We start from the raw sequence: 18,776 nt of genomic DNA on the forward strand, positions 1-18,776 counted from the left end.
ACTGAACCAGCACAGCCAAGTAATACGCCAGCGCGTTGACTTGCATCTCAGATAATGAGACGTCAATATCATTACATGGACAATTCTAGTGGAGTCGGTGTCATCGATAAAGCGGCCCATGTGCTTGACGCACTTGAGGCCGGCCCCACCACCCTGGCGCAGCTGGTGGCGGCCACGGGACTGGCCCGGCCCACCGTGCACCGGCTGGCCCTCGCGCTGGTGCACCACAGGCTTGTGAGCCGCGACATCCAGGGCCGCTTCGTGCTCGGGAGCCGTCTGGTGGAACTGGCCTCCGCCGCCGGCGAGGACCGCCTCATCGCCTCCGCCGGCCCCGTGCTCATGCAGCTGCGAGACGCCACCGGCGAAAGCGCCCAGATCTTCCGCCGCCAGGGTGACTGGCGCGTCTGCGTGGCCTCCGCCGAACGCCCGATCGGGCTGCGCGACACCATCCCCGTCGGCACCCAGCTGTCCATGAAGGCCGGCTCCGCCGCCCAGGTGCTGCTGGCGTGGGAGGACCACGACCGCCTCCTGGAAGGCCTCCAGTCCGCCCGCTTCACCCCCACCGTCCTGGCGGGAGTACGACGCCGGGGCTGGGGCCAAAGCCTCGGCGAACGCGAGCCGGGCGTCGCCTCCGTTTCGGCCCCCGTCCGCGGGCCATCCGGCCGCGTGATTGCCGCGGTGTCCATCTCCGGCCCGATCGAGCGCCTGACCCGCCAGCCGGGGCGGCTGCACGCCGAAGTAGTCTGCAACGCCGGCCGTGTCCTGACTGAAGCGCTGCGCAAGACCAACGACTAAGTATGCTGTGCCCATGAACAGCTATGCGGTGTTCCTGCGGGGCATCAACGTGGGCGGCATCAATATCAAGATGGCCGATCTCAAGAACGCCCTGAAGTCCCGGCCATTTTCGGGCGTCGTGACCCTGCTGGCCAGCGGGAATGTCGTGCTGGCCAGCGAACTGGATCCCGCCGGCGTGAAGCAGGAATTTGAGGCGTGCCTGCGGGAATCCTTTGGCTACGACGCCTGGGTGGTGGTGCTGACCGCGGACCGCGTGGCAGCGCTGGTCGACGCGTGCCCCTACCCGGCCGACGACGCCTCCACCCATACGTACCTGACGCTCGCCTCCGACGAGGCGGTGCTCTCGGAGCTCTTCGAGTCAGGCAGTGCCCTGGCGGGGGCCGAGCTTACCCGGCTGGGCCCCGAGGCCATGGCCTGGCTCGCCCCCGCCGGCGGCACCCTGGACAGCCCTTTCAGCAAGCTCTCCTCGAAGGCCAAGTACAAGGCCGCCACCACCACCCGCAACCTCCGCACCATGATCAAGGTCCGCGACGCCGCGGCCGGGATCTAGGCGGGGCTCCCGCCGGCCGGCCCCGCACGAATGGCTCACTGCCGACCCGCGGCGGCCTTCAGCGCAGCGGTGAATGTCGCCAGGCGGCCGACCTCACGTTCCACGGGCGCCACGACAAGTTCCTCCGCGACGGCGGCGACGGCGGCTGTCAGGCGCTTCCGTGCCACGGCACTCCGTGACGCCGCCGCGGCTCCGGAAATGAACCGCGCCCCAATCGCCAGGACGATGCCCAGCAGCACTCCCCCGGCGATCATCACGGTAGGAACCGGCCAGCCCTGGACCCGCGGGACCTCCGGCACTGGCAGTTGCAGGTAGCCGAGCGCAGCCAGGACTCCCAGCCACGCGAACCCGGCCAGGGCCGTCACCAGGGCGAGCCACTGAACCGCATTGAACACACCCCACCACCAGGACTTCCTGCCGGCGGACAGATCTGTGGAGGCAATCGCCTGGTCCAGGGCGTCTGGCAGCCGGCCACTTCCATCCCGCGCGGCGCCGCGGATGACCGCCCGCCACGGCCCGGGCGCACCGGCGGACGCCGCCTCAGCGAACTCCCTGACGGCGGCATCGGCCCGCGCCTGCTCCGGCGCCCCCGCAGGAGGCAGCGACGTCCGGTTCAGCTCAGGCTTGGCGCCCTCGCGGCGCAAGTTCAGACGCCGCAGCGGATCCGGCCGGAACCTGGCCAGCCAGCGGGTCACCGGCCAGCCCGTGCGCCGGGTTGCTTCCAGCCGGTAGGACCGGGCGACGGCGTCGACCACCAGCGGCACGTTGGCGGCCACAGCCAACTCCCCCGCCAGCCGGGCCTTGGACGCGGCCGTCGCACCGGCGGCCGTCGCACCGGCGGCCGCCCCGCGCCCAGCGGGCTTCATGCCACCCGTGGACACGCCGGACGCCTCGGCCAGCCGGGCGGAGGCCTGCGTGACATCTGCCGCAAGTCGCTGCGACATCGCCTTCCGCTGCATCGCCACCTCACGGATCGCGGCCCGCACTTTGTCCACCCCCGTTCCCAGCACCGCGGAAGCCCCGAGGACCTGCACTTTGCCCAGCCCGTCCCGCGCCAGGATAGCTGTGAGGGATTCCAGGACCGGCCGGACCTCGTGGTCCGGGAGCCTGTCGATCTGGTTGAGCACAACGATCGTCACGGCCCCGTGCGAGGACAGCGGAGCCAGGAAGTCGTTGTGCACGGCGGCGTCGGCGTATTTCTGCGGATCGAGGACCCAGACAAGGACGTCCACGAGCCCCACCATCCGCTGCACAATCTCCCGGTTGGCGGCCCTGGTCGAGTCAAAGTCCGGCAGGTCCAGAAGGATCAGCCCGGTGTCGTCGTCGGCGAACCCCTCGATGGCCGCCGCAGCGTGGCGCTTGTGGACCTCCAGCCAGTCCAGCAGCGGATCGCTGCCCTGGACGCCCCAAATGCCAGCCAGCGGCTCGGTGGTGGTCGGCCGGCGCACGGCCGCCGTCGCGACCTCCTCGCCGCTTACGGCATTGAAGAGCGATGACTTGCCGCTGCCGGTGGCACCGAAAAACCCAACCACCGTGTGGTCGCCGGACAGCGACCGCCGCGAACTCGCGCGGTCGAGCACCTGCAGGACACCGGCCAGGGTCTGCTCCGGGAGCACTCCGGACGCAAGTTCCCTGGCGCTGTCGAGCGCTTCCAGCCTGCGATCGAGCTGGGACGCCTCGCGGGCGGCGCCATGACGGCTCATGACGTGGCCGCCAGCCGGCGCAGTGCTGCCGCATGTCCGGCAATCGCTGCGGGCGGCACGCCGCCGTCGACCTCCAGCAGGGTCAAGAACCGCTGGCACTCCGCGGCCAGCAGGCCCTGGCACCGCAGATGCAGGTTCTCGCGTGCGGTCCGGGCGAGCCGGCGGACGGCGTCCTCCCCGAAAACCGCCTCCAGGAGGCGCCGACCCACGACGGCGGTGCCGCCGGCGACTCCGATCTCAAGCCCAGTCAGACCCGCGGTCATGGAGAACACCACGATCATCAGTGCAGCGCCGAGGCCGTTGATGCCGAAGGACAACCAGCGGGCCTGGGTTCGCTTGCCCTGGCCTTCGGTGCGGATGAGTTCCATCAGGCTCCCCTGCCAAGCCCGGATCTCGGCCGCCACAGCGTCCGCGAAGCCCTCGGACGCACCGGAAAGATCGTCGGTGCCCAGCAACTGCCTGCCGGCAGGGTCTGAACGCCACCGCTGGTCGGTGTGCTCCGCGGCCTTGGCGGCCTGATCGACAATGACGGCCTGCAGTCCCGTTTCGATCGCGGTTTCCACCCTGACCGCAGGCGCCGGTTCACCCCGGACGAACGCGCCCACGCGGTCACGGAAGCGTCCGATGTTCTGTTCCATGGCGCGGAAGAACTCCCCGGTCCCGACGAAGTCCTGCCAGCGCGCCAGCACTTCGCCGCGCAGCAGCGCGCCGTCGCGGGTGGCCTCAAGGATCCTGGCCACGGCGTCGTCATAGGCGTTGCGGGCGTCGGCTGCGAGAACATCAGCTGCGTGCTGCTGTTCGGACAGCGCCTGCTCCGCCGCGTCGACGCGGTGGGCGAGGGCGAGGAGGGTGCCGTTGAGGGTGCGCCGGGCAATTCCTGCCCGTCCCGCGGCGTCCCCCGCCAGCTTCTCGAGCCAAACGTGCAGCGGCTCGACCGCCTCTGCCGGAAGCATCCCTGCGGCATCCAGCGACAGCTCCGGCACCACGAACAGTTGGGCAGCACCCAGGCCTTCCCGGTTGAGCATGGCCTGCAGATCCGCGCTAATTTCCGCTTCCGCCGCTGGCGGTACCCGGTCCAGGACCACAGCCACCATGATGTCGCGGGAGGCCGCATCCAGGAGCAGGCGCCATGGCACGGCGTCGGCATAGCGGTTGGCGGTGGTGACAAACACCCAGAGGTCGGCGGCGGCAAGTAACTGTCCGGCCAGCTGGCGGTTGTTCTCGGAAATGGAGTCGACGTCGGGCGCGTCCACCAGGGCGATTCCCGGCGGGACCGCGGAGTCGGAGACCAGGACCAGGGAGCTCACCGGGCCGGAATCCAACGCCGGATCAGTCGGGGCCGGCGCCCGGCCATCCACGAGGGCACCCCGGATGCGGCCCAGGGCCGGCAGCACCCGTTGGCCCTCAAACCAGGCGGCGTCGGCGGGATGGTGCAGCAGGATGGGCTGGCGGGTTGTGGGCCGGATCGCACCGGCCCGAGTGACGGGGTGGCCCACCAACGCGTTGACCAGGGTGGATTTCCCGGCCCCGGTGGAACCGCCAACAACGGCCAGCAGGGGCGCGTCGAGGCTGCGGTACCGGGGCAGGATGTAGTCATCAAGTTGAGCCACGGCATTCCGGAGCTCCAGGCGCGTGTGGTCCGTCCCGGGCAGCGCGAGCGGGAGCCGGATGGCCGCCAGGTCCTGCCGCACTGCCTCAAGGAGGGCCACGCCGGTTGCGGCCTCGGGTCCGGTTTCATGGGAGCTCACAGCATCATCATGCCAGTTCAGAACATGGTTACTGCGGGGGGCACTCCTGCGCGGGACCAAGGCGCCATGCATCGGGAGCCGGCGCCCCCGGCCAGCCGTCGCCTATCGATGGGGCCCGGCAGCCCAGCAATTCCGGGAAACGAAAAACGGCCCCGGGCTGATGCCCGGGACCGTTTCCATTGTGACCCCAGCGGGATTCGAACCCGCGTTACCGCCGTGAGAGGGCAGCGTACTAGGCCGCTATACGATGGGGCCGCGTACTTCCTGAACAGCATTTCTGCCATTCAAGCCAAATGATTGTTTCATACATTTGGCCGCCGTTTCAAATCGGACCAGCCGATTCAAAACTTCCGAATTTCAGCGGAAACCCGCGGAACTTCAGAGCTGGGATACCAGGACTCGAACCTAGAATGACGGTACCAGAAACCGTAGTGTTGCCAATTACACCATATCCCAAAGGCACTTTCGCTCCGGATGTTTAGGCCTAAACCCTCGCTCCCGGCGCCTCAGCACGAGTAATTACTTTACCCGAGAGTTTTCACTTCCACAAATCGGGCGCGCGGCGGCGGGGTCGGGCTGCCGGGGCGGGCCGCGTCCGGCGTCAATGGCGGCAATACCCGCGCCATCCCTTGCCAATCCGGCGGAAACGAGTTTACGCTCGGTAAGTTACCAACGAGTAACCACCCCTCCCCCACTCCGCTGCGGGCAGCTTTGCGTTCATTTTCCAGTGTTAGCTGCGTCACAGCTACCGGGGTGGCCGGCAGCAGAGCCGCTGCCGGCGGGAACGTCGAGAGGAATCATGTGCCACAGAGTCGTGCCGCTATCAGCAAGACCCGGACCCGTGCGCAGCAAATCGCCATCGCCGTCCTGGCGTTGCTGCTCATTGCCCTGCTGGGGTTCTATACCCTCGTCACGGGCCGCATCACGGACGGTTCGGCCAAGCTCAAGGACGGGGCCGCCCAGGCGTCCGCCGGAGCCGGTCAGCTGGACGACGGCGCCGGAAAACTCGCCAACGGCGCCAGCCTGGCCGATACCGGGGCCGGAAAGCTTTCCGCGGGGGCGGAAAAGATCTCCTCGGGCATCAGCACCAAGCTGGCACCCGGGGCGGACATGCTCCAGGCCGGTGCCGGCAAGTTGGCCGAAGGTGCCGTCAAAATCGAAGCCGATGTCACCAGCAAGCTGGCGCCCGGCGTTTACAAAGTCGACGACGGTGCGCAGAAGCTCGCGGCGGGGGCCGTGCAGCTCTCGGCCGCGCTGACGCCGACGCCGGCGGGCAACGCCGAGAACAACCTCGCCGACGGGGCCACCCGGCTCGACGGCGGCGCCGCCCAGCTGGCCGGGGGCTCGGCCGCGCTGGCAGGCGGCACGGACCAGCTCAAGGGCTACCGCGGTGCCAACGACAATCCGGCAGCCGGAACCGGGACCGCGGCCCTGGCTCAGGCGCTGGAACTGCTGGAGGCAGCGGCGAATGACCCGGTCCAGAGGCTCGTTCCGCTGTCGGTGGTGAAGGACAAGATCGCCAAGATCACCGCGGGCGCGCGCAAGCTCGACGCCGGCGCCAGCCAGCTGCAGGCCGGCGCTCAGCGGCTGCAGGACGGCGCGGTCCAGCTGAACGCAGGAACGGGCAAACTCAAGGCCGGATTCGCAACGCTGGCCGGAAAGCTCAACAGCCAGGACCCCGGCAGCCCGGGCGTGGTACTGGGCACCCGGCTTCTGGCCGACGGCACGTCCAAGATCCGGGTCGGGATGGACGGCGTCCCCGGCGATCCCGAGCACCCGGGCCTGCTCAAGGCCGCCGCCCGGATGACCGAGGGCAGCTCGCGCCTTGCCGACGGAACGGTGGCCCTGAACGCCGGCATCAAGGGCAACCCGGCTGATCCCGCCAACCCCGGCCTGCTGGGCGGCTCCCAGGCCTTGGCCTCCGGCGCCTCAGAACTCTCGGCCGGCAGCACCAAGCTGGCGTCCGGCTCCTCGCAGCTGGCCACGGGAGCGGACAAGCTCGCGGATGGCAACGCCCGGATTGCCGATGGCACCGGCACGCTGCATGCCGGAGCAGCCGCGGTCTCGCCCACCAGTCTGCTCCGGCAGTCCGACGCCGCCACGGCACTGGGACTCGTCGCAGTGCTGGCCCTTGGCTCTGTTGGCGCCTTCCTGGCGCTGCGGAGGAGGCAGGCCGGTCCCCGGTAACTTCCGGGGCCGGTTGCGGCGCCGGTTACAGCGGCGGCTACGCCAGCAGGTCCAGCAGGGAGCCAACCTCGCGGCCCAAAAAGCCCGGGGCTGGCTCCCCGCCGCGGTTCAGCCAGACGCCGAGGAGGCCTGCCGCCGTCGAGCCTTCCGCGTCGAGCAGCCGGTTGTCCCCGATGTACAGCGTTTGGCCGGGGCCGGTACCGATCCGGCGGACACCCTCGAGGTAGATGGCCGGGTCCGGCTTTGCGGCGCCGACGGTGTCGGTGCCGACCAGAACGGTAATCCGTGCCAGCCCGGCCGCGTCCAGCTTCACGCGCTGGTAGTCGTGGACATTGTTGCTCACGGCCCCGTAGGGAATGCCAGCGGCGTCCAGGGCGTCCAGGAGGGGTCCGACGTCGTCGAACGCCCGGATGTAGCCGTGTTGGCGGCTCGCGTAGGAACTCACCCAGTGGTGGGCCTGTTCGCCGTCGGCAAGTTCGACGCCGAAGTACCCCAGTGCCGCCCGGCCGCGGAGCAGGCGCTGTTCATTGAACGTGATCTCGCCGGCCAGGTAGCGGTCGTAGAAGTGGGTGGTCTCTCGGGTGAAGATCCGCCCGAACCTCTCCCACCCGGCCTCGTCCAGGCCGGGCAGGAGGTGCTCGCTGACGTCGCGGAGGGCCGTCGTCATGGCGAATTCAAGGTCCACCAGGGTGTCGTCAATGTCGAACAGGACCCCATGGACTGCGCCGCCGCCAAGGCCTGCCGCCAGCATGTCAGCCGCGGAAGGCGCGCAGGCGGGCCAGGGATGAATCCTTGCCCAGGATGACCATGGATTCGAACAGCGGCGGGGAGATCCGCCGGCCCGAGATGGCCGTGCGGACCGGGCCGAACGCCAGGCGCGGCTTGACGCCGAGGCCTTCCACGAGGGCTTCCTTCAGGGCGGCCTGGATGTTCTCGGCCGTCCAGTCGGCAACGGGCTCCAGGGCGGCCAGGGCGGCGTCGAGCACCTCGGTGAGGTGCTCCGGCAGGCCCTTGCGGGCGTCGTCGGCGACGTCGATGGCGTCGTCGGCCTTGAACAGGAACGCGATCATTTCGGGGGCCTCGCCCAGCAGCGAGATGCGTTCCTGGATCAGCGGTGCGGCCTCGGACAGGATCTCCTCCTCGCGGTCCGTGAGGCTCTCCCCGACGAAGCCGGCGGCCTGCAGGTAGGGCACCAGGCGGCCGCGGAAGTCCTCAGCGCCGAGCATGCGGATGTGGGTGCCGTTGATGGCTTCGGCCTTCTTGATGTCGAAGCGGGCCGGGTTGGCCAGCACGTCATTGACGTCGAAGTGCTCGATCAGCTGGTCCACGGTGAAAATGTCCTCGTCGGCGGAGAGGCTCCAGCCGAGCAGGGACAGGTAGTTCAGCAGGCCTTCGGGGATGAAGCCGCGGTCCCGGAGCAGGAACAGGTTGGACTGGGGGTCGCGCTTGGAGAGCTTCTTGTTGCCCTCGCCCATGACGTACGGCAGGTGGCCGAAGACCGGCATGTAGCTGGCGACGCCGATGTCCATCAGCGCCCGGATCAGCACCACCTGGCGGGGCGTGGAGGAAAGCAGGTCCTCGCCGCGGAGCACGTGGGTGATGCCCATGAGGGCGTCGTCCACCGGGTTGACCAGGGTGTAGAGCGGGGAGCCGTCGGCGCGGACAATGACGTAGTCCGGGATGCTGCCGGCTTTGAAGGTGATCTCGCCGCGGACCATGTCCGTGAACGTGACGTCCTCGTCGGGCATCCGGACGCGCAGCACGGGCTGGCGGCCCTCGGCCTTGAACGCGGCGAGCTGGTCCTCGGAGAGTTCGCGGTCGAAGTTGTCGTAGCCGAGCTTGGGGTCGCGGCCGGCGGCGCGGTGGCGGGCCTCGACTTCCTCCGGCGAGGAGTAGCACTCGTAGGCGTAGCCGGCGTCGATCAGCTTGGCCACGACGTCCTTGTAGAGGTCCAGCCGCTGTGACTGGCGGTAGGGCTCGTGCGGGCCGCCGACTTCCACGCCCTCTTCCCAGGTGATGCCGAGCCATTTGAGGGCCTCGAGCAGCTGCTGGTAGCTCTCCTCCGAGTCGCGGGCCGCGTCCGTGTCCTCGATCCGGAACACAAAGGTGCCCTTCGTGTGCCGGGCGTGGGCCCAGTTGAACAGGGCGGTGCGGATCAGGCCGACGTGCGGGGTGCCCGTGGGTGACGGGCAGAACCGGACACGGACCGGGGTGTCAGCGGTGACTTCACCGTTGGAGGCGGCAAGCGGGGCGGAGCTGGGAGCAGTAGTCATAGTGGTACCAACATTACCAATCTCTACAACCGCCGCCCGCCCGGAATTCCGCGTGCGATTTCGGACAGCCGCCCCGCGGATCCACGGTGCGGCTGTCCGAAATCGGCGCGAAAAACGCTTAGCGGCGGACCACCGGGTTGGAGAGGCGTCCGATGCCCTCGATCTCGACCTCATAGCGGTCGCCAGCCTGCACGGCGCCGACGCCGTCCGGGGTACCGGTCATGATGACGTCGCCGGGCAGCAAGGTGAAGGCCTGCGAGACGATTGAGACGAGCTCCCGGACGCCGCGGATCATCTGGTTCGTGCTGCCGTCCTGGCGCAGTTCGCCATTGAGCCGGCCCTGGATCTGCAGGTCCTCGGTGTCGAGCTCGGTCTCGATCCACGGCCCGAGCGGGGCCGAGGTGTCGAAGCCCTTGGCCCGGGCCCACTGCAGGTCCGTCTTCTGGACATCGCGGGCGGTGAGGTCGTTGCCGCAGGTGTAGCCGAAGATCACGTCATCCACCCGGTCCTCGGGCACGTCCTTGCAGATCCGGCCAATGACGACGCACAGCTCGGCCTCAAAGGAGACGTCCTCGGAGAACTCCGGCAGGACAATGGGATCGTTCGGCCCGATCACGGACGTGTTGGGCTTGAGGAACAGCAGGGGCTGCGCCGGGACCTCGTTGCCGAGTTCCCGGGCGTGCTCGGCGAAGTTGCGGCCAACGCCGATCACCTTGCTGCGCGGGATGATCGGCGCCAGCAGGCGGACGTCCTCCAGCTTGTGCTTCATGGGGGTTCGTTCCACGCCGTGGAAGAAGGGGTCGCCCTTGATGACAGTGACTTCCTCACTGCCGGGCTCACCTTCCACGATGCCGTAGAGGGGATCAGAATCGACTACAAACCGGGCGATACGCATGGTTCCTAGCCTACCGTCCCGCCAGTGCGCAGGTAGTCCAGCTGCGCCGCGACGGAGAGCTCCGCGGCGCGGCGGACGGAGGGGTCGACGTCGGCGTACACGACGTCCGTGACGGCTCGGACATCGGCGTCGGCGCCCAGTGCCGCGAGGGCTGCCCGGACCTGTTCGAGCCGGCCCTGCCGGTGGTCCCGGTAGGCGCGGGCGACGGCGTCCAGTGCCGGCAGCACCGGGCCGTGGGCCGGCAGCACCGTGGCCGGCCCGAGGCGTTCCAGCCGGTCCAGCGAGTCGAGGTAGTCCCGGAGGGTGCCGTCGGGGTAGTCCAGCACGGTGGTTCCGGAGCCCAGAATCGTGTCCCCGGTCAGCACGGAGCCGTGCGGGCCGTCCTGCGGCAGATGGAAGCACAGCGAATCCGCGGTGTGGCCCGGCGTCGCCAGGACCCGGATGTCAGTTCCGGCTGCCCGGATGGTTTCGCCGTCCCGCAGCGGGGGTGCGCCATGGCAGTGGGCGGGGTCCGCGGCCCGGACCGGTGCGCCCGTCAAGGCCGAAAACCTCTCGGCGGCCGCGGTGTGGTCCGCGTGCCGGTGCGTGATCAGGATGAGTTCGACCGGTCCCTCGCCGGCCAGCGCCTGCAGGTGCGGCTCGTCGAGGGGCCCGGGGTCGACGGCGACCCTGGCCGCCGCCCCCGGGGCGGCAATGAGATAGGAGTTGGTTCCGTCCAGGCTCATGGGGCCTGGATTCGGGGCGAGGCGGAACCGGGTCAGCTCACTGCTGCGGACAATGCCGCGGGATGTCTCGGAGGTCACGGACCCATCCTTGCATTGAATCGGACGCCGCTGGCTCCAGCCCGGACCACAGATGCCGACCACAGACACCGACGGCGGCCCTCACCGGAAGGTGGGGACCGCCGTCGTGCGCTATGACATGCTGTGGCTACGCGGGATTCTGTGGCTACGCCAGGCGGGTCAGCCAGCCGTGGGTGTCCTCCACGGTGCCGGTCTGGATCCCGAGCAGCTGGGCGCGGATGGCCAGGGTGGTCTCCCCCGCCTTGGCGTCCTCGGAGCCGATGAACTCGGTGGCGTCCTTGAGCACGCCGATGGGGGTGATGACCGCGGCGGTGCCGCAGGCGAAGACCTCGGCAATGTCTCCGGAGGCAACACCGTCGCGCCACTCATCCAGGGTGATCTTGCGCTCGGTGACTTCCCGGCCCATGTCCCGAGCCACCTGAATCACGGACATCCGGGTGATCCCCTCCAGGATGGTGCCGGAGAGCGCCGGGGTGACGAGCGAGCCGTCCTTCATGACGAAGAAGACGTTCATGCCGCCGAGTTCCTCGACGGCGTTGTCGTTGAACTGGTCCAGGAAGAGGACCTGCTTGCAGCCGTTGGCCTCGGCCTCCTGCTGGGCGATCAGCGAGGCGGCGTAGTTGCCGCCGCACTTTGCGGCGCCTGTTCCGCCGCGGCCGGCGCGGGCGTATTCGCGCGAGATCCAGATGGAGACGGGCTTGAGTTCGCCGCCGAAGTAGTTGCCGGCCGGGGAGGCGATCACGCGGAAGGAAACCTCGCGCGCTGCCCGCACGCCCAGGAACGCCTCGGTGGCGATCATGAAGGGCCGCAGGTACAGGGCTTCGCCGTCGCCTGCGGGGACCCAGTCCTTGTCTGCCGCGACGAGTTCGCGGATGGCGCCGAGGAAGTATTCTTCCGGGAGTTCGGGCAGGGCCAGGCGCCGGGCGGACTTGTTCAGCCGGGCGGCGTTGGCCTCGGGCCGGAACGTCCAGACCGAGCCGTCGGCGTGACGGTAGGCCTTGAGGCCCTCGAAGATCTCCTGGCCGTAGTGCAGCACGGCGGCGGACGGGTCAAGGGAAATCGGGCCGTAGGGCTCAACCCGCGCGTCGTGCCAGCCGCCGTTGCCGGCGGCGTCGACGCTGTAGTCCACAATCGCCGTGTGGTCGGTGAAATAGTCGCCGAACCCCGGGTTTGCCAGGATGGCGGCACGCTCTTCAGCAGACTTCGGGGTCTCCGACAGGTGCTGGGTGAATTCGACGCCATGGGCAGTCTGAGTCATGGTTCCTCCACGATCGGCTGCCTGGTGTGGGAACGTGGTTCACCCTCGGACCACGGCAGCATATTGGTGATTCGAAACAAGCTTACGCCCGTTGGCAGCACGGTTTTGCGGTGTCTGCAGTCGCCTGCAGTCGCAGGAAATACAGCCAGGTCCTACAGCGCCGCCGCGATGGCGTCGCCGATCGCGCTGGTGGTGCGGACGGCGCCGTCGCGGGCTTCGACGTCGGCCGTGACGGCCGCCTCGATCTTCCGGGCGGCGCCGGCGAAGCCGAGGTGGTCGAGCAGGAGCGCCGCGGAGAGGATGGCCGCGGTGGGGTCGGCCTTCTGCTGGCCGGCAATGTCCGGGGCGGACCCGTGGACCGGTTCGAACATGGACGGCGCGGTGCGGTCCATGTTGAGGTTGCCGGACGCGGCGAGGCCGATCCCGCCGGTCACGGCCGCCGCGAGGTCGGTGATGATGTCGCCGAACAGGTTGTCGGTGACGATCACGTCGAAGCGGGCCGGATCGGTGACCATGAAAATCGTGGCGGCGTCGACGTGAAGGTAGTCGTGCGTGACGTCGGGGAACTCCTGGGCCACGGCCTCGACCGTGCGCTTCCAGAGCTGGCCGGCGAAGACCAGGACGTTGTGCTTGTGCACGAGGGTGAGCTTCTTGCGGGGGCGGTCGTTGGCCCGGCGGAACGCGTCGCGGACCACGCGCTCCACGCCGTGGGCGGTGTTCAGGGACACCTCGGTGGCCACCTCGTGGGGGGTGCCGGCGCGCAGCGTGCCGCCGTTGCCCACGTACGGGCCTTCGGTGCCTTCGCGGACCACGATGAAGTCGATCTCGCCGGGGTTCGCGAGCGGACTGCCGACGCCGGCGTACAGGCGGGAGGGGCGCAGGTTGACGAAGTGGTCCAGGCTGAAGCGCAGCTTGAGCAGGAGTTCGCGTTCGATGATTCCGGAGGGGATCCGGGTGTCGCCGGGCGCCGCCCCGACGGCGCCGAACAAGATGGCGTCGCGGGTGCGGAGATCGGCGAGGGTGGCGGCCGGCAGGGTCTCGCCCGTCGCGAGCCAGTGCTCCGCACCCAGCTTGTAGTGGGTCTGCTGGAGCACGATCCCCTCCGCGGCCGCGGCCTTTTCAAGGACCTTCAGGGCTTCGGCCGTGACCTCCGGGCCGATGCCGTCGCCCGGGATGACTGCCAGATCAATCGTGGATGCGCTCATATTTTCAGGGTAGCCAAGTGATCCACATTCTGGTCAAGTTGTCTCACTATTCGATCACCCCTCTTCCCGGGAAAAAGCAAAACGCCCCGCTCCCCCGGATCAGGGGGTGCGGAGGCGTCAGGCTGTGAGGGCTCAGGCCTCGGCGGGTTCCTCGTACTTCGGAAACACCGGGGCCGGGGCGGGCAGTTCCGTGCCGGCGGCGATCGGCGTGCCAAGGGCCGAGAACTGGCGCGCCCCGCCTTCGGGCTGGCCGAGCGTGTGCAGGATCGCCGCCGTCGCCACCGGCATGACCGGCTGGGCCAGGATCGCGACGATCCGGAGCACCTCGAGCGTCACGTAGAGCACCGTGTTCATGCGTTCGACGTCGGTCTTGCGCAGCACCCACGGGGCCTGCTCGGCGAAGTAGGCGTTGGTGTCGCCCAGGACAGCCCAGATGGCCTCCAGCGCGCGGCTGAACTCCTGCTTCTCAAACGCGGCCCGGGCGGCGTCCAGCAGCCCGTTGGCCTGGGCCAGAATCGCGGTGTCCTCGGCGGAAAATGCGCCGGGCGCGGGCACGCGGCCCTCACAGTTCTTGGCCACCATGGACAGCGACCGCTGGGCCAGGTTGCCGAAGTTGTTGGCGAGGTCGGAGTTCATCCGGCCCACGATTGCCTCGTGGTTGTAGTTGCCGTCCGCGCCGAACGGGACCTCGCGCAGGAAGAAGTAGCGGACCTGGTCCAGGCCGTACTGGGCCACGAAGTCCGCAGGGGCCACCACGTTGCCCAGCGATTTGGACATCTTGACGCCGTTGTTCTGCAGGAAGCCGTGGATCATGATCCGCTTCGGCAGCCCCAGTCCGGCGCTCATGAGAAACGCCGGCCAGTAGATGGCGTGGAAGCGGGAGATGTCCTTGCCGATCACGTGGACGTCGGCCGGCCAGAACTTCTTGAAGGAGTCCGAGTCGACGTCCGGGTAGCCGACCCCGGTGAGGTAGTTGGTCAGCGCGTCGACCCACACGTACATGACGTGCTTGTCGTTGCCGGGCACGGGAACGCCCCAGTCGAACGTGGTGCGGCTGATGGACAGGTCCTCCAGCCCGCGCCGGACGAAGCTGATGACCTCGTTGAAGCGGGACTGCGGGGCACCGAATTCGGGGTGGGCCTCGTAGAGCGCCAGCAGCTTGTCCTGATAGGCGGAGAGCCGGAAGAAGTAGCTCTCCTCGGCCGTCCAGGTGACCTCGGTGTCGGATTCGCGCGAGTAGCGGATCCCGTCGTCCTTGACCACGGTCTCGTCCTCAACGTAGAACGCCTCGTCGCGGACCGAGTACCAGCCTTCGTACTTGGACAGGTAGATGTCCCCGTTGGCCTCCATCTTCTTCCAGATGGCCTGCGATGCCGCGTAGTGGTCCGCGTCCGTGGTGCGGATGAAGCGGTCGTACGAGACACCGAGGGCGGCGTGCGCAGCCTTGTAGATCTCGGCGTTTCGGTCCACGAGCTCCTTGGGCGTGACGCCCTCCTTCTCGGCGGCCTGGGCGATCTTCATGCCGTGCTCGTCGGTTCCGGTCAGGAAGAAGACGTCGTACCCGTCCAAGCGCTTGAAGCGGGCCATCGCGTCGGTGGCGATGTACTCGTAGGCGTGGCCGATGTGCGGCACGCCGTTCGGGTACGTGATGGCCGTGGTGATGTAGAACGGGGTTTTTTCTGTTGAAGTCACGGTCTAAATCTAGATCAGTTCTGTGAGGGTATCGCTCTGGCGGACCAGTTCGTGGTCATGTGAAGCCACCAGCACCGCAATGCCGTCCGAGGTGGTGTCCTTGAGGATGCTGATGATGCGGTTGGCCGCGGCGCGGTCGAGGCTGGCCGTGGGCTCGTCGACCACCAGGACGCGGGTGCCGAGGATGAGCGCCCGGGCGATCGCGACGCGCTGGCGTTCACCGCCGGAAAGCTGCGCGGGGCGGTGTCGCATGCGCCGGCCCAGGCCCACGAGGTCCAGGAGGTCCTTGGCCATGTCGCGGCGCTTCTCGACCTCACCGTCCGGCACGGCCGGCAGCAGGACGTTCTCGAGCGCGCTCATCCCGTCGATCAGGGCACCGCCCTGGTCAACGTAGCCGATCAGGGCCCGGCGGCGGTCGGCGATCTCGTCGTCGCCCATGGTCTCAAGCGAGTCGCCTTCCCAGAACACCCGGCCCGACGTCGGCAGGGTCAGCCCCGCGCCGACGGTCAGGATGCTGGTCTTGCCCGAGCCGGAGCGGCCCGCGACGCAGTGCATTTCGCCGGCATGCAGCGTCATGTTGAAGTCGTCCACGACGTTGACGGCCTCGGCACCGCCCTTGCCGCCGCCGTAGTGGATGGTGATGTTGCTCAGTTCCAGCGGGGTGGCGTGGTCCGTGGCCTTCACGATCGTGTTGGCGCGGGTCTTGTGCGCACCGCGACGGGTGCTGGCGGTCATCCGGTCGTGTGCCTCCCGGTCAAGGTTCAGCTCGTTAGTCATTGGACCACTTTCGTTGCAATCGGAATCCAGCAAAGTACAGCTACGAGACCGGCAATTGCGGCCCACAGCGCGGCATAAGGGGCCAGGAGGAGGCCGATGCCGAGGGCGCCCACAACACCCAGCGGCAGCGCGACGGTTCCCACCATGGCGTTTTCAAAGAAGCGGACCTGGCCCAGCATGTCCGGGTTCCAGCCCATGGCCCGCAGCGTGCCGAGGTACTGGCGCTTGGCCTGCAGCTCGAAGCGCCCGGTGACCATGGTCAGCAGAAGGCCGACGGCGACGCCGGATACGCCCAGGATGATGCTGGGCAGGGCGATGCTGGCCGCGGCCAGCCCGCTGAGGGCGCTGGCGCCCGCGGCCCGCGGAATGTCGATCAGCAGGGCGACGAGTCCGCCGACGGCCGCGGCGAAGACACCGACGGCAACGGCCAGCGAGATGGTGTTGAACTTGTTCGTGCTCAGCTGCCGGTTGGCGAAGGTCAGCGGGGAATCAACCGCGATGAGCCGTTCATCGTGTTGCGGCTCCTGGTCCACGACGTCGCGGTGGCGCAGCTGCTGCGCGGCGACGAACGCCGCACCGGCGTACAGCGCCAGGACCGACGCCGAGACCACCGCGGTGGCGGTGCTCCAGCTGATCAGGCTCAGGACGATTCCGACGACGGCCAGCAGCGCGGCGCCGACGCCGAATTCGGCCAGCACCCAGGAACGGATCTTGCGCTGGGTCCAGCCCATGGCGCGGAGGGTTCCGGCCTCGCTGCGCCGTTTACGGATGTAGCTGACGGTCGAGGCGCCGGTCAGGAGGGCGGCGCCGCAGAGGGTCAGGAACAGCAGGGTCAGGTTCGTGGCGGTCAGGGAGCCGGACACGGCGTCCGCGGCGTCCTGGCGGACCCACGACTGCTGCACGGTGCCCAGCGGCGATTCCTTGCCGGCGTCGTCCTTGGAGTAGCCGGGAACGGCGATGCTGGCGTCTTCGCGGGCCGAACCGGCCACCACGGTGGCCTGCAGGCCCATGTCGCGGATCTCGTTGGCGAGCTTCTCCACCTCCGGCTGCGCCTGCTTCCAGCTGCCGGGGACCTTGGCGCGGACCCGGACGGCGTCGATCACGTTGGCGTTCGTGTCGTAACCGCGGGCGGCCGCGAGGCCGTAGTAGTCGGTGATGGCTCCGGCGGACTGGCTGACCAGGCCCGTGGCGCTCAGCGAAGGCTTGAGTTCGGTGTTGACGTCCTTGCCGGACGCGTCCTTGGTCAGGGTGAACGGCGCCGGGTCGTAGCCGCCCAGGGGCAGCCGGTTGACGTCGCCGGCAGCTTCCTTGACGTTCGCGGCGTCGAAGGTGCCGTAAACCATGGCCAGCGGCGTGGCCAGCTTCTTGCCGGTTTCCAGGTTCTGGCGGTAGGAGCGCTCGTCTACCGGCTCGCGCTGGGTCTGGTCGACGGCTTCGCCGTTGGCGGCCTTGTCCGGCAGCCGGTTCACGGTGACCCAGTCACCGGGCGTGGCGCTCTTGTCCACGGCGCCGTTGGCGGCGGTTTCGCCGTCCTTGTACGTCGGGGCGGCGGCAAAGTTGGTGGTCCAGGTGGCCGGGTTGTAGAGGCCCTGGCTGAAGGATCCGGTGTCGCCCATGAGCTGGGAGAGGTCCTTGGACCCGGGCCAGGCGAGGGCGAACGGGGACTTGGAGACGAACGGCAGGTAGTCCTTGTCCAGCGAGCGGGTCACGGTGCCGACGTCCTTGGTGACGTTGCCGGAGTCGTCGATTTCCTCGATTTTGACCGAGTACTTCAGGTCCAGGGCGGTGCCCGAGCGCACGATCAGCGGGATGGCCTGCGAATCGTCGGTGAGCTGGCCGTCGCGCTTGGCCTGCTGGTACTGGGTCATCAGAGGTGCCCAGTACTTGAGCTTGACGCCGAGGAAGTCCGGGCCTTCCTTGAGTTCGTCCATGCTGATGCCGTTGGTGAAGAGGCTCTCGAAGTGCCGGCCGATCGCGCCGGCGTTGCGGGCGTCCGCGGGCGGGGCCTTCTCCAGCGGGGACAGGAAGTCACCGGCCGTGCCGAGCAGCGCGCGTTCGGAGACGGGGTCGACGGCGACCACGGATTCGGTCACCTGCGGAGCCATCGGCAGGGAAACGGAGAGGTTGAAGAGGTTGTGCTCGGAGCCGCCGGCCGGGGTGGGGAACTTGATGCCGGTTTCGCCGTCCGGGCCCTGAATGCGGACGTTCTTGCCGCCTTCCACCTGTTCCTCGACCAGCTTCGCCTTGCCAAGGGAGCCCTCGGCCGTGGTCTTGAACAGGGTCTGGCCCGCTTGGCCGTCGGAACTGACGGCGCTGGCCGTGAGGCGGTACTTCTTCGGCGTGTCGCTCAGCACCGATTCCGCGGCCGGCCATTTGCTCGGGTCCGTGGCGGTCGGGTCGCCGGAGGTGCCTGCGAGGCCCGCGTTGAAGCCCAGGTAGTCGGTGGCGTCCAGCCGCGGCGACTCCAGGTTCTGCGTCACGCGCGAGACCAGGCTGATGGGGGCGGCCACCGAGGTGCCGGAGAGCTTGCGGATCGACTCCAGCTGCTCGAAGCTGATGCCGCCCTGGCCGGTGGCGATGTCCGGCTGCATCAGGCCGCCGTCATCCTTCGCCTTGGCCTGCACCAGGACGTCATAGAGCCCCCGGGAGTTTTGGTCCACGGTTCTGCTCAGCGCCGCCTGGGACTGACCCTGGACGAGCACGGACAGGCACATGGCCACGATCAAAATGGACGCGGTCAGCAAAAGCACTCTGCTTCTGATGAACCTCTGGACGGCGTTCATTGGGCTCCTGAAAGCTGGATTGCGTGCGCACGCCGCAGTTCATTTCCTGAGGAATTGAAGGCGTCCCGTGCCGGGCGTGCAAAAGTAAAGGCCGGTCTGCCGGCCAA

Annotated in this window: 14 protein-coding genes and 2 tRNA genes; 3 read left to right on the forward strand and 13 right to left on the reverse strand. The window is 68.5% G+C overall.

What is annotated here, in order from left to right; genetic code table 11:
• Window positions 1-75 precede the first annotated feature (75 nt).
• Window positions 76-795 carry an IclR family transcriptional regulator gene (locus C566_RS0106410; protein ID WP_026266447.1) on the forward strand — a complete coding sequence of 240 codons (720 nt, stop codon included), beginning with the start codon at window positions 76-78 and terminating at the stop codon, window positions 793-795.
• A 13-nt stretch (window positions 796-808) separates the two neighbouring features.
• Window positions 809-1,345, forward strand: a complete 537-nt coding sequence (locus tag C566_RS0106415; protein WP_026266448.1) for a DUF1697 domain-containing protein — start codon at window positions 809-811, stop codon at window positions 1,343-1,345.
• Window positions 1,346-1,380: 35 nt separating this feature from the next.
• On the opposite strand, the gene C566_RS0106420 is transcribed toward C566_RS0106415, so the two are convergent.
• The 4 genes from C566_RS0106420 to C566_RS0106435 form a co-directional block, all read right to left on the reverse strand.
• Window positions 1,381-3,048, reverse strand: a complete 1,668-nt coding sequence (locus tag C566_RS0106420) for a GTPase (RefSeq protein ID WP_018773517.1) — start codon at window positions 3,046-3,048, stop codon at window positions 1,381-1,383.
• Window positions 3,045-4,817, reverse strand: coding sequence for a dynamin family protein (locus C566_RS0106425; protein ID WP_043466274.1), 1,773 nt, complete (start codon window positions 4,815-4,817; stop codon window positions 3,045-3,047). Before C566_RS0106425 ends, C566_RS0106420 begins: the two co-directional genes overlap by 4 nt.
• Before the next feature lie 161 nt (window positions 4,818-4,978).
• Window positions 4,979-5,051 (reverse strand) — tRNA-Glu (locus C566_RS0106430).
• Between the two features lie 129 nt (window positions 5,052-5,180).
• Window positions 5,181-5,252: transfer RNA gene (locus C566_RS0106435), tRNA-Gln, on the reverse strand.
• A 345-nt stretch (window positions 5,253-5,597) separates the two neighbouring features.
• Here C566_RS0106435 and C566_RS0106440 point away from each other — a divergent pair.
• Window positions 5,598-6,983: a hypothetical protein gene (locus tag C566_RS0106440; RefSeq protein WP_018773519.1), complete on the forward strand. Its 1,386-nt coding sequence runs from the start codon at window positions 5,598-5,600 to the stop codon at window positions 6,981-6,983.
• Between the two features lie 37 nt (window positions 6,984-7,020).
• On the opposite strand, the gene C566_RS0106445 is transcribed toward C566_RS0106440, so the two are convergent.
• From C566_RS0106445 to C566_RS0106485, 9 genes are all read right to left on the reverse strand, one after another.
• Complete coding sequence (locus tag C566_RS0106445) at window positions 7,021-7,734, reverse strand: HAD family hydrolase (protein WP_018773520.1); 714 nt, start codon at window positions 7,732-7,734, stop codon at window positions 7,021-7,023.
• A gap of 1 nt (window position 7,735) precedes the next feature.
• Window positions 7,736-9,256, reverse strand: a complete 1,521-nt coding sequence (gltX, locus tag C566_RS0106450; protein ID WP_018773521.1) for a glutamate--tRNA ligase — start codon at window positions 9,254-9,256, stop codon at window positions 7,736-7,738.
• A 118-nt stretch (window positions 9,257-9,374) separates the two neighbouring features.
• A complete protein-coding gene (locus C566_RS0106455; protein WP_018773522.1) occupies window positions 9,375-10,151 on the reverse strand; it encodes a fumarylacetoacetate hydrolase family protein in 777 nt (258 codons plus the stop codon).
• A 5-nt stretch (window positions 10,152-10,156) separates the two neighbouring features.
• Window positions 10,157-10,954: an MBL fold metallo-hydrolase gene (locus tag C566_RS0106460; RefSeq protein ID WP_018773523.1), complete on the reverse strand. Its 798-nt coding sequence runs from the start codon at window positions 10,952-10,954 to the stop codon at window positions 10,157-10,159.
• A gap of 145 nt (window positions 10,955-11,099) precedes the next feature.
• Entirely contained in the window at window positions 11,100-12,212 is a 1,113-nt protein-coding gene (locus C566_RS0106465) for a branched-chain amino acid aminotransferase (RefSeq protein ID WP_018773524.1), read from the reverse strand.
• A gap of 152 nt (window positions 12,213-12,364) precedes the next feature.
• Entirely contained in the window at window positions 12,365-13,417 is a 1,053-nt protein-coding gene (locus tag C566_RS0106470; RefSeq protein WP_018773525.1) for a 3-isopropylmalate dehydrogenase, read from the reverse strand.
• A gap of 132 nt (window positions 13,418-13,549) precedes the next feature.
• Window positions 13,550-15,109: a methionine--tRNA ligase gene (gene metG / locus C566_RS0106475; RefSeq protein WP_018773526.1), complete on the reverse strand. Its 1,560-nt coding sequence runs from the start codon at window positions 15,107-15,109 to the stop codon at window positions 13,550-13,552.
• 9 nt (window positions 15,110-15,118) lie between these two features.
• Window positions 15,119-15,886, reverse strand: a complete 768-nt coding sequence (locus C566_RS0106480; RefSeq protein WP_018773527.1) for an ABC transporter ATP-binding protein — start codon at window positions 15,884-15,886, stop codon at window positions 15,119-15,121.
• Window positions 15,883-18,669, reverse strand: a complete 2,787-nt coding sequence (locus C566_RS0106485) for an ABC transporter permease (protein ID WP_018773528.1) — start codon at window positions 18,667-18,669, stop codon at window positions 15,883-15,885. The genes C566_RS0106480 and C566_RS0106485 overlap by 4 nt, the downstream gene beginning before the upstream one ends.
• Window positions 18,670-18,776: the final 107 nt, after the last annotated feature.

Origin of the sequence: Arthrobacter sp. 131MFCol6.1 (assembly GCF_000374925.1) — a bacterium.
GTDB lineage: Bacteria > Actinomycetota > Actinomycetes > Actinomycetales > Micrococcaceae > Arthrobacter.